This window comes from Photobacterium sp. BZF1 (assembly GCF_014349205.1).
Taxonomy (GTDB): Bacteria; Pseudomonadota; Gammaproteobacteria; order Enterobacterales; family Vibrionaceae; genus Photobacterium.
Map to the genome: position 1 here is coordinate 13,088 of NZ_JACSOF010000020.1, position 16,329 is coordinate 29,416.

General features: G+C 50.6%; 13 protein-coding genes. 7 read left to right on the plus strand and 6 right to left on the minus strand.

Annotated elements, in window-relative coordinates; genetic code table 11:
• Positions 1-131: 131 nt before the first annotated feature.
• The 6 genes from BIZ37_RS06395 to BIZ37_RS06420 all read left to right on the plus strand — a co-directional run bounded on the left by BIZ37_RS06395 (position 132) and on the right by BIZ37_RS06420 (position 6,692).
• Positions 132-1,016 carry a carbohydrate ABC transporter permease gene (locus BIZ37_RS06395; protein WP_107297312.1) on the plus strand — a complete coding sequence of 295 codons (885 nt, stop codon included), beginning with the start codon at positions 132-134 and terminating at the stop codon, positions 1,014-1,016.
• Between the two features lie 10 nt (positions 1,017-1,026).
• Complete coding sequence (locus tag BIZ37_RS06400) at positions 1,027-2,004, plus strand: carbohydrate ABC transporter permease (RefSeq protein WP_187460782.1); 978 nt, start codon at positions 1,027-1,029, stop codon at positions 2,002-2,004.
• Between the two features lie 6 nt (positions 2,005-2,010).
• Positions 2,011-3,294: an extracellular solute-binding protein gene (locus BIZ37_RS06405; RefSeq protein WP_187460783.1), complete on the plus strand. Its 1,284-nt coding sequence runs from the start codon at positions 2,011-2,013 to the stop codon at positions 3,292-3,294.
• A 69-nt stretch (positions 3,295-3,363) separates the two neighbouring features.
• Entirely contained in the window at positions 3,364-4,812 is a 1,449-nt protein-coding gene (locus tag BIZ37_RS06410; protein ID WP_187460784.1) for a CehA/McbA family metallohydrolase, read from the plus strand.
• Positions 4,802-5,524 (plus strand): HAD family hydrolase, encoded by a 723-nt coding sequence (locus BIZ37_RS06415; protein ID WP_187460785.1) that lies wholly within the window; start codon positions 4,802-4,804, stop codon positions 5,522-5,524. Before BIZ37_RS06410 ends, BIZ37_RS06415 begins: the two co-directional genes overlap by 11 nt.
• 37 nt (positions 5,525-5,561) lie before the next feature.
• Positions 5,562-6,692 carry an ABC transporter ATP-binding protein gene (locus tag BIZ37_RS06420; RefSeq protein WP_187460786.1) on the plus strand — a complete coding sequence of 377 codons (1,131 nt, stop codon included), beginning with the start codon at positions 5,562-5,564 and terminating at the stop codon, positions 6,690-6,692.
• 72 nt (positions 6,693-6,764) lie between these two features.
• Here the strand turns inward: BIZ37_RS06420 and BIZ37_RS06425 are convergent, their stop codons facing one another.
• Together BIZ37_RS06425 and BIZ37_RS06430 are read right to left on the minus strand one after the other, a co-directional pair.
• Entirely contained in the window at positions 6,765-9,680 is a 2,916-nt protein-coding gene (locus BIZ37_RS06425; protein ID WP_187460787.1) for an AMP-binding protein, read from the minus strand.
• A gap of 232 nt (positions 9,681-9,912) precedes the next feature.
• Positions 9,913-10,812: an NAD(P)H-binding protein gene (locus BIZ37_RS06430; protein WP_187460788.1), complete on the minus strand. Its 900-nt coding sequence runs from the start codon at positions 10,810-10,812 to the stop codon at positions 9,913-9,915.
• A 138-nt stretch (positions 10,813-10,950) separates the two neighbouring features.
• On the opposite strand from BIZ37_RS06430, the gene BIZ37_RS06435 reads away from it, so the two are divergent.
• Positions 10,951-11,847, plus strand: coding sequence for a LysR family transcriptional regulator (locus BIZ37_RS06435; RefSeq protein ID WP_187460789.1), 897 nt, complete (start codon positions 10,951-10,953; stop codon positions 11,845-11,847).
• Positions 11,848-11,875: 28 nt separating this feature from the next.
• Here BIZ37_RS06435 and BIZ37_RS06440 read toward each other — a convergent pair whose 3' ends face one another.
• From BIZ37_RS06440 to katG, 4 genes are all read right to left on the minus strand, one after another.
• A complete protein-coding gene (locus BIZ37_RS06440) occupies positions 11,876-12,580 on the minus strand; it encodes a DUF1826 domain-containing protein (protein WP_187460790.1) in 705 nt (234 codons plus the stop codon).
• Positions 12,581-12,756: 176 nt separating this feature from the next.
• A complete protein-coding gene (locus BIZ37_RS06445) occupies positions 12,757-13,254 on the minus strand; it encodes a CIA30 family protein (protein ID WP_187460812.1) in 498 nt (165 codons plus the stop codon).
• 122 nt (positions 13,255-13,376) lie between these two features.
• Positions 13,377-13,640 carry a DUF3081 domain-containing protein gene (locus BIZ37_RS06450; RefSeq protein WP_187460791.1) on the minus strand — a complete coding sequence of 88 codons (264 nt, stop codon included), beginning with the start codon at positions 13,638-13,640 and terminating at the stop codon, positions 13,377-13,379.
• 282 nt (positions 13,641-13,922) lie between these two features.
• The gene (katG, locus tag BIZ37_RS06455) at positions 13,923-16,124 is read right to left on the minus strand and encodes a catalase/peroxidase HPI (protein WP_187460792.1); all 2,202 of its coding nucleotides are present in this window, start codon (positions 16,122-16,124) and stop codon (positions 13,923-13,925) included.
• Positions 16,125-16,329: the final 205 nt, after the last annotated feature.

Sequence of the window (16,329 nt, forward strand, 5' to 3'; positions counted from 1 at the left end):
TCTAAACCCAAGCAGAACAACCCCTAAGTTTTTCTTATGGCTGGCATCGGAAAATATGACGTTGAGCCAAACAAGCTTGTCATACACGCCAACTAGGATAGCGGACATAGAGTAAAGGAAGTGCTTATTCCATGAAAATTACATCTCAAATACTAACGGACAAAGCCAGGGTCTTGCTGTTTATCGCACCCTTGATGGCGCCACTGATGGCATTCTGGCTGATCCCATTTGGCTGGAGCGTTTATATCAGTTTCACCGACTGGGACTATATTTCACCTGACTACTACTATGTCGGTTTCGAAAACTACCAGTACCTGCTGGAGGACCGAGATTTCCACCAAGCGATGCTCAATACCTTCTGGTTTGCATTGGGTGTGGTGGTGCCGACTGTAGGCCTCGGATTAGTGTTCGCACTCATGTTGCACAAGAATTTTGCCGGCAGCCAGTTCTACCGCGCAGTGATTTTCTCGCCATGGATCACCCCAACCGTTGCGGTGTCGATAGTGTGGTCTTGGGTGTTCGAGACCAAGGCTGGCCTTGCCAATCTCTTGTTGGACAAGGTGGGCTTTGCTCCTATCCCTTGGCTGGAAAGCGGCGATACCGCCATGGTGGCCGTGATTATTGTCACCGTGTGGCAGGCGATTGGCTGGACCATGCTGTTCTATATCAGCGCCTTGAACAAGATCCCAACCTCTTTATATGAAGCAACGCTGATCGATGGCTGCAGTCCGCTGACACGCTTTTTCAAGATCACTTTGCCGCTGATTTCGCCGACCACTTTCTTCTTGGTCATTGTCAATGTCATCAATGCAATCCAGGCATTCGACCAGTTCCAGATCCTCACTCAGGGTGGACCGAGTGGCAGTACACGTACCCTGCTGTATTTGTTCTACCAAACGGCGTTCGAACAATATGACATGGGGCCAGCAGCTGCGACCTCAATGATCATCCTGCTTATTACCGGGGTGCTCACCATTATCAATACCGTTATGGGTAAACGTTGGGTGTATTACTAAGGACAGTGTTATGACAATGCAATCTGTAGATTTTCCAACCGGAAACCAGCCTGCGGCAAAGGCGATTAAATTGGCCAAGTCGGTGCAGGGCGGTATGACTGAAACGGCAACAACAGCAGGTGATAAGTCTCCATCTTTGGGCAAGCTATCTGTTACGGCCAATCTTGCCAAGGCGACCATAGCCAAGCATGTATTCCTGGCCTTTTCCGGCCTGATCATGGTGTTCCCGTTTATTTGGATGTTATCGGGATCGATGAAGTCGAATGATGAGATTTTCAGCAATCCGCTCAACATTATTCCTGAGCAGTTCCGCTGGGAGACCTTTGTAGATACGTTCCAGTTGGCTCCATTTGGCCAGTATATTTTCAACAGCTTCTCAGTGGCATTTTTCACTACGCTGTTTGTGATTGTGAACTCGGCCATGTTTGCCTATGCCATCACCCAGCTCAAATTCCGCTCACGCACCTTGCTGTATTTCGTGGTGATGGGGAGTTACATGCTGCCGGGGGCCGTGACTTACATTCCTTCGTATATCACGTTGGCAAATATGGGGCTGCTTGATAGCCATGCTGGTCTTATCTTGTCTAGTGCTGCTAGCGTGTTCGGGGTGTTCTATCTGCGTCAGGTGTTCCTTAAGATCCACCCTTCTCTGATTGAGGCGGCGCGTATCGACGGTGCCGGCGAGTTGAAAATTCTGTGGGCTATCGTGTTGCCGCAGTGCAAGGCAGCATTGGCCACTTTGTTCCTCATTACATTTATCACCAACTACAACAGCTACATGTGGCCGAGTTTGGTGATCACCACCCAAGAGTTGCACCTGATTGCAACCGGGATCCGCCAGTTCTTTATTGCAGAGGGTAACTACGGCCTTAACTGGTCGCAGATCATGGCTGCCAGCACCATCGCTGTCGTCCCCCTGCTTGTTTTATTCATGATTTGTCAAAAAACGATTTTGTCCGGCATTGCCGATAACGGTGTTAAAGAGTAAATGGATATGAAACTAAAAACACTCGCAATTCTATGTGCATCTTTTGCTACAGGCTCTATGGCTATTTCAGGAACGGCAATGGCCCAGACTGAGGTGAACTTCTGGTATTCAGGCGGTACCCAACCCCAGCAGATGATGACCAAGCTAATCGAAGAGTTCAACGCCAGCCAGGATGACTACGTTATCCGAGGCGCATTGCAGGGCAACTACCAGGAGACATTCCAGAAATTGCAGGCTGGTATGGCTTCACGTACCGCACCGGAATTTGTTTTGGTTGGGGCTTCTGAAGCAAGCTCGATGGAGAACCGTGGCCTGACCCGAGATCTACGTGATTTCATCACCGAAGATTTCAACTATAACGACTTTATTCCAGCCTTCCGTGCCCAGGGCACAGCCGATGATGGCTCGGTATTTGGCCTGCCGGCATACGGCACAACGCAGGTGCTTTACTACAACAAAGCCAAGTTGGCTGAGCACGGCTTTACCGAAGCAGATCTGGCGACCTGGCAGGGCCTTGCCAAGGTTGCAGAAAAAGTCGCAGTCAAAGATGCCCGTGGCAATACCGAGTACTACGGTTGGGAGCCAATGTGGGGTAAGGACAACCTGATTGACGCCGCATTCTCCAATGGTGCCAAAGTGATCAGTGACGATGGTAAAAAAGTACTGATTGACTCGCCGGAGTGGGTTGAAGTGTGGGAAAGTTTCCGTCAATGGATCCACGATGACAATGTGATGCGTATCCACCACGGTGGTCAGGGCTGGGAATACTGGTACAAGACCATCGATGATGTGATGAAGGACAATGCACTGGGCTACACCGGTTCATCGGGTGACCAAGGTGATTTGGACTTCACTAAATTGGCCGCAACGACCCAGCCGGGTTGGGGCGATCATCCAGCAGCTCCTCAGGCAGGCTCTTTGATGTTTGTTATGCCTAAAGGAACCAATGACAAAGCTGCACAGGGCGCGTTTGAATTCATGGAATTCTACACCAATGCGGCAAACACCGCGCGCTGGTCAATGTTTACAGGCTACATCCCAGTTCGCCAGAGCGTGAATGAGGTACCTGAGTACCAAGCCTTCACCAAGCAAAACCCGCAAGCGCTGATCCCGCTCAAGCAGGCGACAACGGCTTCGGTTGACTTTATGGACCCGACCAATGGCCGTATTCAGGACGCCCTGTCTATTGCCGCCGATCAGGTGCAGATTGAAAACATCCCAGCTGAAAAAGCCCTGAAGGATGCTGCCAAGCGTGCGCAACGTGCCTTGGATAGAGCGAACCGCTCTTAATCAGATGAACAGGCACCAATCAAATTTGGTGCCTGTTCACTATCAAAAAACCATTTAAGAGAATTTTTCATGCTGACGTTTTCGGGTGAGTTGGCTTTTGGCCATCAAGTCGAACGCTTTGTGGTGCCAGAGGGTACTCAAAATATTTCGATGACAGGTACTACGGTAAAACAGGGCTTCCTTTACGCTTACCTCTATGATGCCAAACAGCAACTGCGCACGGCGATTTTGTGGGTAAAGCCAGAGAAGCAGGTAGTGATAAGCCAAGATATGGCCTCCCTTGGCGGTATTGCCGGCGAACTTCATGCCGGTGAGTGGGAGCTGCATATCTACAACCTTGAAGGCGAGGGCCGTAACCATAAACCGATGCAGTATCAGGCTGAAATTGCGTTTGACATTGCTACCGAGGCTGTAGCTTCTGCCATTGCCGTGCCGACCACAGCCAGTTTGAACGCAGCGAATCAAATAGAGTTTGATTACTCCAAAATTAAGTCGCCAGAATCGCGCTGGTTCCGGGGCGATTTGCATGCACATACCGTGCTGTCTGATGGCCACAATACATTGGAAGCGGCAACCGAGATTATCGAGCGCCAGCAATTGGACTTCATGTTCCTGACCGAACACAACATCTGTCATCCAGCTTTGCCTGAGAGTGACCGAACCCTGATCCTGCCGGGTGTCGAGGTAACGACCGACAAAGGGCATTTCAATGTCCACGGCCCGCTAGCCGGTCTTGCGATGCGTAATGCCGATTACAGCAGTGAGGCGTTGATCCATCAAGGTTTGGCGATTGCCGGCAATATCAGCATAAACCACCCGATGATGAAACCTTGGCACTGGCACTACGCTGACATGCCTTTGGCAAGTGTCGACACCATGGAGTTGTGTTGCGATCCGACTTGGTCGACGTCACCGGCATCGACAGAATCGGCGCTGGAAGTACTCAGTGCAATGTGGAACTGCGGACACCGTATCTATGCCGTGGGTGGCAGCGACTCACATCTTGAACCCCACGAGCGCAACCCCAAAGCTACCGAGCCTTCCATCTATGGCGATCCGTCTACCTTTGTGTTCTCCCATGGTTTGAGTGGCGAGGGTATTTTGGCCGGATTGAGACAGGGCCATGTTTACTTGGAGCGCCGGTGTGGATTAGCTGTTTCAATCAATAATGGCAGTGTCCTGCCGGGTCAGGATGTCGCTGAAGGCGAGCTGATTTATCACCTTTGTGTTTCAGACAAATCTAATCCGTATTTTGCCGAATGTGTGGCAGACGGCGAGGTGATTGCGCGCTGCCAAATCAGCCCGGAAGGCGTTGAGTTCGGTGTTGGGATGCGTCACCACAACTGGGTTCGCATCGATATCCGCCGTGGTGATCTGGCTAGTATGGCAGCAGATGAGAAAGGCGAATTTGAAGGGGTGATCAACCCGGTATTTAACGGTCTACAAGCAGTATTTGCTCAGCCTTCGGTATCAACCTGGGGTGAGCTGATGGAGACGATGGAAGAAAATGGAAATTAAAGGCGTATTGTTCGACAAAGACGGGACTTTGCTCGAATTTCATCAAATGTGGCTAAAGGTATCACAAGGGGTGGTTGCGGCACTGTTGGCCCATTTCCCAGAGCATGATGAAGTAACGCCAGAGGCGTTGCTCGAAGCGATTGGTGTGTACGGCGAGCGGGTGGATAACTACGGTTTGCTGGCTTCGAATCCGGTTGAGGATACCTCCGGGAAATGGTTCGAGATGCTGGCACCACACTGTGATTTCGAGGCTTTTAACCATCAAGTGAAGGGCTTGTTCAATCAGCAAGTTGAGCAGATGCCGGAGCTGATCCAAACCCTGCCGGGGATTGAAAGCACACTCATAAATCTGAAACAAAAGGGATTTAAGCTTGGCATTGCCACCGCTGATACCAAAGATGCCACCCTCTACTCCCTTGAACAGGCAGGCATTATCGGTCTATTCGATTTTATCGGTTATTCCGACGGGGACATTGAACCGAAGCCTGCTCCAGCCCTGATGGAAGCTTTTTGCCATCACTGCCAATTGCAGGCTGGTGAAGTGGTCATGTTGGGGGATACGGTGTCGGATATGAAGTTCGGCATTAACAGCGGGGCAAGAAGCGTAGGTGTGTTGACGGGTACTGCTTCTCAGGAAGAACTGGCACCCCATGCCGAACTGGTGCTTGATTCTGTGGCCGAGTTTACACCTTGCCTGCTCAAGTCAGCGTAAGTGATTAATTAGAACAAAAGACATAACGGAAAATATTATGGCTGAAGTCGTACTTCGTGAGGTAGAGAAGGTCTACCCAAATGGATTTAAAGCGGTGAAAGGGGTCGACCTGACGATCAAAGAAGGCGAGTTTATGGTCTTTGTCGGCCCGTCAGGCTGTGCAAAGTCCACGACGCTACGCATGATTGCTGGTCTGGAAGAGATCACCGATGGCGACATCATGATTGGTGACAAGCGGGTCAATGACCTGCCACCCAAAGACCGTGGTATTGCCATGGTGTTCCAAAACTATGCGCTCTACCCGCATATGTCTGTTTACGACAATATGGCGTTTGGCCTCAAGCAACAAAAACTAGACCGCCATGAGATTGACCGTCGTATTCGCGAAGCGGCAGAAACACTGGAGATCACCCATTTGCTGGGCAACAAGCCGGGTGAGATGTCTGGTGGCCAGCGCCAGCGTGTAGCGTTGGGGCGGGCCATGGTAAGGAAACCGGATGTCTTTTTGTTCGACGAGCCGTTGTCCAATCTCGATGCAAAGCTACGGGTATCAACCCGGGTTAGCATTGCCCAGTTGCACAATGATCTGAAAAATGAAGGCCAAACGGCCACTATGATCTACGTGACCCACGATCAGGTTGAAGCGATGACGCTGGGCGACCGGATCTGTGTGCTCAACCAAGGGCAGGTGATGCAGGTTGACACCCCGATGAATCTATACCAGTTCCCGGCTAACAAGTTTGTGGCAGGGTTTATAGGTTCGCCGGCGATGAATATGATCAAGGCAGAAGTCTCTCTCGAACAGGGCAATGTTTACCTACAGCCTGAAAGTGGTCCGAAACTGCTGTTACCGGCAGACAAAGCCAGTAAAGTGATGGATAAGGTCGGCCAGCAGGTCTGGTTTGGTCTTCGTCCCGAGCATATCAGCGTGGTGGATGAACAGGATATGGCGGCCTCAACCCAGGACATTGAGCTGAAAACAATCAATGTGGTGGAGTCGATGGGCAATGAGCTTTATCTCTACTTCAATATCGGCGATGTTAAGCAGGTGGCGCGAGTACCGTTCAACCCGCAGCAGTCAATTAGCCACGGGGAACTAAAGCCGCTTCACTTCGATATGTCCCATTGTCATCTGTTTGATATTGAAACCGAAACCTCTTTGCTTTAATGGTTGAAATAGCCTGATATAAGAAGAGAGCGCCTGTCATTCGACTAGAAACAGGCGCTCTTTTTGTTTTCCTCAGCGGGTCGTTTCCCTCGCCAAATCCGGCTCACCACTATTGGCCAAAATGATTTTCCTGGCCGCATTGCGCAATGCTAGTGTTGCCTGCCAGTCACTGCCATCAGGTTTGAGCAGGGGACTAATGATGACGTCGATATCCCCTTTGCGGGGAAAGAGAGACTTATCCCTGAGTATTGAGCGGGTGCCCTTGAGCGTAACAGGCAGGATCGGAATCTGTTTCTCTACCGCAATTTGAAAGGCGCCGAGATGGAAGTCATGGATACCTGCCATGCGGTATAGCGTCCCTTCGGGAAATATGGTGAGTGGGCTCGGACTGTCGACAAAGGCAGCCAACTGTCGGCTGTCGGTGAGGCTTTTTTGGGTATCAAACCGTTCGACAAAATGGGTTCCCAGTTTTTCGAGGAAGGTTCGGGCAAAGAAATTATCTTTGAGTTCGGATTTGGCGACGAATTGATGGTCTTTACCGGTTGCTGCCAAGAGTACCAGGCCGTCAAGGTAGCTGGCATGGTTGACGATAACTAAGTAGGGGGAATCACCACTGGGTAGGTTGTCGATACCCGTGATCTCCATCCTGGTCTGGGTGAGTTTCATAAGCATTCTGGCCCCCCAACGGGCTACGGACCAACATGCTTGCCGGGAAGACAAAAGCGCTACCAAAACCCATACCGGTGGTGCCAATAGCGCCATAATCAGCCACATGTAGAACGCAAATCCCCAGTCTGCAGCCAAGCGTTTGAATCGGGTAAAAGCTGGCTTGGCACTGGATATGAACAAACGGGTTGCTTGCCACCACACCGCACGTTGCGGGGCATTGAGTTTGTTTTCCTCGAATAACGTCTTGCATGCAGAGCGGCGGATTTTGCCACTGGACGTTTTGGGCACCGTATGGGGTGGGCAAAGCGCTACCACATCAGTGGGAATACCAAGCAGGTTGATTGAGAGGTTTTGTATTTCATCGCGGAGTTTTTGCTTTTGCTGCTCATCATTGAGTTTGGTTTCGGCCAAAACGACCAGTTGCTCGGTACCGGTTTTGGGGTTGGCACTGGCAAATACGGCGATACAACCCTTGCGGATACCGTCCAACTGACTGACTGCTGATTCCAGCTCTTGCGGGTAAATGTTGCGACCTGCTTTGATAATGATGTCTTTGACCCGCCCGGTAAGAAACAATTCTCCCTCCATCGTTAGGGCGCGATCGCCCGTGCGCAACCATTCGCCATGGTAAAGCCCAGCGGTTTTATCCGGTGCGCGATAGTAACCCGATGTTGACGAGGGGCCTTTGAATTCCAACTCCCCCTCCTGCCGCTCGGGCAGCTCCCTGCCTTGGCTATCTACAACCCGTATCTGGTGCCCGGGAAGAGGGTGCCCGAGGCCAATCAGCGGAATATTATGCTCGAGCAGGACGTTGATATCTTTCTGCTCGCCTTCACTTCCTTCAGGGTTTAAGTGTTTGTCTGTAGTGGCTTTACCTGATTTCAATACTGCTTTGCCTGAATCCATCATGGCCTGTCTGTCGACCCATTCAACCCTCGGGGTACGGGTGTTAAGCGGGAAAGTTAAACCTACCGAAGACTCTGCCAGACCGTAAACCGGAGTCATGGCCTCTGGGGTGAAACCGTACGGTTGGAACCTTTGGGTAAATGCTTTCATGGTTGCAGGACTGATGGGTTCAGCGCCGTTCCAGCAGTGCCGGACACTGGAGAGGTCCAACCCTTCCAAATCGGTATCCGGTATTTTGTTTACGCAAAGCTCATAGGCAAAGTTAGGGGCAGCGGTAATGGTTCCACGGTGGTGGTGAAGCGCCCAAAGCCAACGCTTGGGTTGGGTCAGGAAGTTGAGCGGCGACATGATCACTAGGGGGATTGCATGGTAAAGGCTGCCGAACCAGGCGCCGATTAACCCCATGTCATGGTAGACCGGCAACCAGCTGACAAACACATCATCGGAGGTTGCGCCGACGGCCTTGCCCATAGCCCGAATATTGGCAAGCAGATTGGCATGGGTGAGTTGTACCCCTTTCGGTACCCCGGTACTGCCCGAGGTGTATTGTAAAAATGCAATGTCGCCCAGCTGGGCTTTGCCAATTTGTTGTTGCTCGGAAGAGACCGATTCGGCTGACAGCGTTTCAATTTCTTCTGCGGTCACAATATGCTCTAGTGCCGGTACATGGAGCTTGAGCAGGGTGGATAAGCCTTTGGCCTGCTCTACTGTTATAAGCATTTTTGTCTCGGCGTTTTGCAGTATCTTACTGTGCCTGACAAGGTGGTCCTCAATTTGTGATGGCCTAGCGGGTGGGTATATCGGTACCGGGATCGCCCGCGACAACAAAATCCCAAAGAAGCAATAGAAATAGGCATTACAGGTAGGCAGCATGATTGCCACGGTATCTCCCGGGCCGATACCGAGATCTTGGAGCCGGCTAGCGATGATCTGTGCCTGCTGGTACAGGGTTTGGTAACTGATGGACTCAACATTGTCGGCATCTTGATAGACATACAGGTGTGGGCGGTCACCATGTTGGTCCACATGCCATCGCAGCAACTCTTGCAAGGTTTGAACTTGATCCGGATAACTCGACGCTGTCGGAAGCTCTATTTTCTCTGCGGTAGCTCTAATCGCGGTTGGGTGTTGCTCGGCATTGAAAATGGCATTGAGCAAGTCACGGGGGGTATCGATTTCTGCCAGTGTCTGCGAGGGCAGGGTGAGGGCAAATTGTTGTTCGGTACGCTGGATAAGTTCAGCCCGACTTAAACTGTCGAGGCCAAGGTCTTGGTCTAGGCTGCTATCAAGTTGAACCGTACTGCTGTCAAAATTGCCTGGATTGACTTCCTTGGCCAGTTCAGTCACCAAGTCGAGTAATGATTGGGCAGCCTGTTTGGGATCGGAATAGGGTGGGATATTCTGGCTTTCCATGGGCTACCCTTTTTCTTGTTATGATGCCTAAAGTGTAGCCAAAATCGGCATTAGTGCCGTTAAATGTATGAAAAGTGTGGTGATGTGCACAGTCGGTAGAGTGCTCAAGCGAACAAGCCATATTGGCTATCTCTTTAGATAGCTCAAGGGATTATCAAGTTTGAATTGATACCGATGTTCGTTATCACAAAATATGACAACAAACATCGATAGCTCTTTTATGTGCTGGTGGTTAAGCGCCCTGCGCGATCTGGCTCAGCATGGCTTTATTGGCTTCAAGCCACTGTGAGAAGTCTTGGGGCTTGCGGCCTGTCAGCACTTCGAAATCCTGGCTGCTGCCATCAGAGTAAGCACCACGGGCATGTTGGTCCATGGTGGTGACCAAGGAGACGATACCTTCCGGCAGGCCGAACGATTCAAGTTGTGCCTTCAGCTCTTCATCTGATTGGTGGATGACCTGGATATTAAGCCCCAGCGCTTGGTTGATCTTGGCTGCCATTTGTTCAGTGGTCAGAGACTCTGGACCATTGAGTGTCAGGGTCTGTTTGCCGTTTAGGGCTTTTGCGACAGAAGCTGCGGCAGCATAGGCAAGGTCAAGGCGGCTGAGTTGTGCAGTTTTGCCTTCTTTCGCTGCGGTTAGCCACGCTTGGGTTTGTAGTGTGCTGGCGAAGAACTCAGTTAGGTTCTCGAAATACCAGTTGTTGCGAAGGATAGTCCAGTTGCTGATTTGACTATCGGTAATCGCTTTTTCTGTCGCTTCATGCTCAAAGGCAAAGACGACCGGCGAGGTATCTGCTGCAGGCATTGAAGTATAGGTCAGGTGCTTAATACCCACATTTTGCGCTGCCAGTACCGCATTGCGGTGGAGTTCACTGCGCTGGCCAATGGCATCAATACTGATCAACAGCAGGTTGTCGGCACCGGCAAAAGCGGCTTCCAGTGAGGCTGGATTCGAGAAGTCAGCCTCACGGACATCGACACCTTTATCAGCCAGTTCGCTGAGGCTTGCAGCGTTACGGCTTGTTGCAATCAGTTGGTTCGCTGGAATATTGAAATCATTCAAAAGGTATTCAATGACTTGCTGGCCAAGTTTACCTGAAGCGCCTGTAATAAGAAGTTTGCGATCTGACATGGTGTTTCTCCTGATAGTGACATCGTCGGCTGGTTTCGCCGTATGTGCTGTTGGTATTAACTATATCGTTTACTCTTTGATTGATAATTAGCATGAAGATAAACTTACTGTTTAGTTTTGGTAAACAATAGGTCAGGTATGAATATCTCATTGGATGACATGGTGGTGTTTGCTGTGGTGGTGGAGCAGCAGTCGTTTACCAAGGCGGCTGATACGCTGGGACTTGGCAAGGCACGGGTATCACAGGTGGTGTCGAGGTTGGAGTCTAACTTAGAGACAAGGCTGCTTAACCGGACCACCCGCTCTTTGTCACTGACGGAAGCTGGGGCGCTCTATTACCAAAAATGTAAAGAGATACAGGACATCGCCAATTTGGCCAACACAGAAGTGCAGCAAGATACTGCTGAGCCAAGTGGCCTGATACGTATTTCAACCCCAGTGGGCAGTCCTGAATTAGTCAGGCTACTGAGCGAGTTTTTAAAGCTGCACCCCAAAATCCGTTTGGATATCCTTGAAAGCGATGGCTACCAGGATTTGACCGAAGAGCGTTGCGATATCGCTATCCGTGCATCGGCTGCGCTGGCTGATTCAAGTTTGTATGCGGTCAAGATTGGCGAGTTTACTGACATGCTCTGTGCCTCAAGGAGTTATCTTGAGCGCTTTCCACCGGTCAATGGGTTACAAGACCTTGACCAAATGAACTGGCTTAGCCATGCCATCGTCCACGGGCACAAGCATTTGGTATTGAAGAACAACCAGCAGCAGGTAAGTGTGCTAAACAAAGAGCCGTCGCTCTCGGTGCGAACGACAGCTATGTTGCGTGATTTCGTGCTGATGGGAGAAGGGTTCGCCGTGATGCCAAGCTTTGTGATTGAGAATGAGCTGAAATCAGGTCGGATTGTCCGGCTATTACCTGAGTTGCATGGTGTTACAGTGTCCCTTTATGCGGTGTACCAGCACAAAACACTGATGCCGAAGAAGGTAAGGACGTTGATTGATTTTTTCAAAGCGCATCCGCTGTCGTCATCGGTTTAATCTAGCCCCATATAGCCGGGGCTTGATGCTAGTCGCTGAAGTCCAGCGACAGAAATAACCGCTTTTCATCACTGAGCAATGTCGGCGAGCGGTGTACAAGGGCAGTACGCTCGTTTCCTTCCCAGCGCTCTCCCTTGAGAAGCGCAACGTCACCGGCTGTGAGTTGCTGGACATTCGCTTCTCTAGTATATAAACCCGAAACCGAATCAGGCCGGCCAAGGCTACCGTGCCCTAGCTTGGCACGATCGATGAGATGATTAGGTAGCCACTCTGTAGCCAGACCGTGATAGGTTGTCACCAGGCGGCAAGGGACTCTATCGACATGAAAGCGCGGACACATTGCGGTGTCTAAGATAGCCAAGCGAAGACCTGCCCGCTTGAGGTCAAACAGGCAACAGAACATATCGACAAGCTCGGCCATATTTTCTAATAAAGCTCGTGGGGCAGTCCCTTTGGTTAACTCCTCCAGATCAGCGTATGCCGAAGAAGGGGAAAGGGTGATGGACTTTTCAAATTTCTCATTAGCTTCAAGAAATTGGCTGACGGCATTGCTGAGCGTTTTGGTTATGGAGCGCTGCCAAATAGCGATGTTGATTTGCTGTTGGTAAATATCAGTCAATACCGTCGGTTTTTTGCCAGAGGCGGCAAACGTTTCTCGCTCGGGCTCTTCGATATTGTCCTTAATCCCAATGATGTCGTCAGGCGAGAGTTGTTCTGTTACAGCAGCATTCATTGTATGTCTTCCCATGTTACAAGCGGATTGCCTGCGTACTTCAATTACTCTGGACTTATAACAGTACAGAGCAAAGGTTGATTGTTGTTATGTTATAACATAGCAAGCGTGTCATGAAAAACAACCCCATCGACTTAGCATCAAAAACAAACTCTAGCTTCTGTCGTAGCAGAGGTTCATTGGCGTTGAGATGTAGGGATAAACTGAACCTGGACAAGATTCAGTTCAAAGGGGCCTGCCATTTTGTCGGCGATGAGTAGGCCGACTTGCCTGATATCATTGGCGGCTAGGGCTGGTGCACCGGTGATGAGCTGCCCTCTAAACACCGCCTGGAAGTTGTGAAGGTCGAATATTTTTCTCTGCCGTAAGCCTAAAGTGGTGGAGAATTCGTGCTTATAAGTGATTCGAGTGCCATTTTTCCATGTCGCAAGCCGGAGTTGGTAAGCGCGACCGTCACCGACGAATTCGATGGCGACTTGCTCAACGCCGACAGGAAGGGGGGCGATGGGGCGGCGGATGGAACTGAACCCCCCGTTATTGGCGAGCGATAATTCCCCGTAAAACCGGCTTGATTGGCCGTCAAAAGTAATTTGCCCTTGAGAAATGCCACCCATCACGTTGTCGTTGGTGGCTTGCCACTGTCGGTATTCATCGGGTTGTGTGAAGTCGATCATAATCGTCCCTGCTGAATTAGCGTTGCTAGAAAAAGAGGTGGCAATGAGCAAAAAACAAAAATGGGCCAAGAAATTGAAAGTGCTGTGAAAGCGCGTTATCCGCCTGTTCATATTAGCCCCGGTTATGAAGGTCTGCTCGCGGTCAAGGTCAAACATTGCTTGATGAAATCGTTATAGTTTGCAGGCTTGTCGTAATCGATTTTCAGTGAACCGTGGAACATCATAGTCACAGTCACGTCTTTGTAGCCCAGCCAGCAGGTGTAACCGTCATAATCGTGCCAAGCCTGAAGTTGGCCCAATTGATATTTATGCTCCAGCTTATCGCCCTTGGAGCGGATGCGGTCGAACACCCTGAGGAATTCTTTTGAAGTGAGCCTATTGTCCATTTTCCCTCCTGTCTCAGGTGAGAGTGACCGATATTGATGGCCGTTTGTATATAACTTTAGTAACGATTTGGCGTTGGGTATCGATCAGCACAAGCCTATATCTTTCTTGATAGGCTGGACTATAAGGTGCTGGTTTTACTTATGTAAGTGGCAGGTTGTCTTGCTGGTGGCAGATGTAAGAAACTCAAAAAAAACAGACCTAGCTTCTCCCTACTTAAGCTGTTGGGGGTGAAACTAGGTCAGGGTCTATCTAACTATCGGGCTTGGCTAAGCCTGTTTGGATTACTTTAGGTCAAAACGGTCTGCGTTCATCACCTTGGTCCATGCTGCGATGAAGTCTTTGACGAACTTCTCTTTGGCATCATTCTGAGCGTAGACTTCGGCAATCGCGCGCAATTGCGAATTAGAACCAAAGACCAAATCTACGCGGGTTGCGGTCCATTTCTTCTCACCGGTCGCTCGGTCCGTACCCAAGTAAGCGCTGTTGTTAGGGCATACTGGTTTCCACTCCGTCGCCATATCAACGAGGTTGGTGAAGAAGTCGTTGCTTAGCACGCCGACTTTGTCGGTGAATACGCCGTGTGCTGTATTGTTATGGTTAGCGCCAAGGACACGCAGGCCACCAATCAGTACCGTCATCTCCGGCGCGGTTAGGCCAAGCAGTTGTGCTTTATCAAGCAGCATCTCTTCGGCTGGAACTGAGAAGAGTTTTTTGGCGAAGTTACGGAAACCGTCAGCTTCTGGCTCCAATACTGCAAATGAAGCTTCATCTGTTTGCTCTGCTATAGCATCAACGCGGCCAGCCAGGAATGGCACATCGACATCAAAACCACCTTCTTTCGCCGCTATCTCGATAGCGGTATTACCTGCCAATACAATCAGGTCTGCGATAGAGACGCCACGCTCGGTGTTATTGAAGTTAGCTTGGATACCTTCCAGGGTAGCCAGCACTTTTCCGAGCTGCTCAGGTTGGTTTGCTTCCCAGTCACGCTGTGGCGACAAGCGAATGCGAGCACCGTTTGCACCGCCACGGAAGTCTGAGCCACGGTAGGTCGATGCACTGGACCAAGCCGTTGATACTAGTTCCGAGACGCTGAGTTCCGAGTTGATGATAGCCTGTTTGAGCTCGGCAACATCGCCGCTTGATAGCGCTGCAAAACTTGGCTGTGGCAATGGGTCTTGCCAAATCAAATCCTCTGACGGCGATTCTTCACCAAGGTAGCGGCTTTTCGGCCCCATATCACGGTGTGTCAGCTTAAACCAGGCACGGGCAAACGCATCGGCAAATTCTTCAGGGTTGTCATGGAAGCGCTTTGAGATTGGACCATAGATCGGGTCCATGCGCATTGCCATATCAGCGGTTGTCATGATGGTTTTCACTTTTTGTGACGCATCATGAGCCTTAGGCGCCATGTGCTCCTCAGCGACACCGATAGGCTCCCACTGCCAGGCGCCAGCCGGGCTCTTCACCAGATCCCAGTCGTAACCAAACAGCATATCGAAATAGCCGTTATCCCAAAGGATAGGGTTTGGTGTCCAGGCACCTTCAATTCCTGACGTTGTCGTGTCGTCACCTTTACCGGAGCCAAAGCTGTTCTTCCAGCCAAAGCCCATCTCTTCCAGTGGTGCAGCTTCAGGCTCTGGCCCCATCTCTGCCTCTGGGCCTGCGCCGTGGGTCTTGCCAAACGTGTGGCCACCGGCCACTAGGGCAACGGTTTCTTCATCGTTCATTCCCATGCGGGCAAAGGTATCACGGATATCGCGGCCCGAAGCGAGAATGCTAGGGTCGCCGTTTGGCCCTTCCGGGTTTACGTAGATTAAGCCCATTTGCACTGCGGCAAGTGGTTTTTCTAAGTCTCGCTCGCCTGAGTAACGCTCGTCACCCAGCCATTCGCTTTCGGCACCCCAATAAATATCTTCTTCCGGTTCCCAAATATCGGCGCGACCACCGGAGAAGCCAAAGGTTTTCAGTCCCATGGATTCGAGGGCAACGTTACCGGCGAGGATAAACAAATCAGCCCAAGACAGGTTATTGCCGTATTTTTGTTTAACCGGCCATAGTAGGCGGCGGGCTTTGTCGAGGTTGCCATTATCCGGCCAGCTGTTTAGCGGGGCAAAGCGCTGGTTGCCAGTATTACCGCCCCCGCGACCATCTGAAGTACGGTATGTCCCTGCGGCGTGCCATGCCATACGGATCATGAACGGGCCGTAATGGCCGTAGTCTGCAGGCCACCAATCTTGGGAGTCGGTCATAAGGGCTTCAAGGTCTGCTTTGGCCGCCTTTAGGTCCAACGATTTAAAGGCCTCCGCATAGTTGAAATCTTCACCTAGCGGATTTGATTTTTTATCATTCTGGTGCAGGATTCTGATATTCAATTGGTTTGGCCACCAATCAACGTTTTTGGTGGCCTTGCCACCTAGCGTTGTATTCCCGCCATGCATAACGGGGCATTTACCTGTAGTACTTTCTTGACCATTACTCATAGTGAACTCCTTCTCTGTCAGCAACTTGTGCGGCAGTCGATATGTTTAGAAAAATCAGTATGAATATAGCGAGAATGAGAAATGTTTACAGATGGCTGTATCGATAGTTGTGATAGAGGGAACCTATCTGAAGGACTGTTTTGAGTGTTAGTTGATTTTAATCAAAATGTTACAGTGAGGCGAAGGGGGAAATACTTCCTGCTTG

Coding starts and splice junctions, on each gene's coding strand:
- BIZ37_RS06430 (WP_187460788.1), bottom strand. CDS start 10,812: ATGTCAGATCGCAAACTTCTTATTACAGGCGCTTCAGGTAAACTTGGC.
- BIZ37_RS06425 (WP_187460787.1), bottom strand. CDS start 9,680: ATGGAAAGCCAGAATATCCCACCCTATTCCGATCCCAAACAGGCTGCC.
- BIZ37_RS06435 (WP_187460789.1), top strand. CDS start 10,951: ATGAATATCTCATTGGATGACATGGTGGTGTTTGCTGTGGTGGTGGAG.
- BIZ37_RS06395 (WP_107297312.1), top strand. CDS start 132: ATGAAAATTACATCTCAAATACTAACGGACAAAGCCAGGGTCTTGCTG.
- BIZ37_RS06440 (WP_187460790.1), bottom strand. CDS start 12,580: ATGAATGCTGCTGTAACAGAACAACTCTCGCCTGACGACATCATTGGG.
- BIZ37_RS06415 (WP_187460785.1), top strand. CDS start 4,802: ATGGAAATTAAAGGCGTATTGTTCGACAAAGACGGGACTTTGCTCGAA.
- BIZ37_RS06405 (WP_187460783.1), top strand. CDS start 2,011: ATGAAACTAAAAACACTCGCAATTCTATGTGCATCTTTTGCTACAGGC.
- BIZ37_RS06410 (WP_187460784.1), top strand. CDS start 3,364: ATGCTGACGTTTTCGGGTGAGTTGGCTTTTGGCCATCAAGTCGAACGC.
- katG (WP_187460792.1), bottom strand. CDS start 16,124: ATGAGTAATGGTCAAGAAAGTACTACAGGTAAATGCCCCGTTATGCAT.
- BIZ37_RS06445 (WP_187460812.1), bottom strand. CDS start 13,254: ATGATCGACTTCACACAACCCGATGAATACCGACAGTGGCAAGCCACC.
- BIZ37_RS06450 (WP_187460791.1), bottom strand. CDS start 13,640: ATGGACAATAGGCTCACTTCAAAAGAATTCCTCAGGGTGTTCGACCGC.
- BIZ37_RS06400 (WP_187460782.1), top strand. CDS start 1,027: ATGACAATGCAATCTGTAGATTTTCCAACCGGAAACCAGCCTGCGGCA.
- BIZ37_RS06420 (WP_187460786.1), top strand. CDS start 5,562: ATGGCTGAAGTCGTACTTCGTGAGGTAGAGAAGGTCTACCCAAATGGA.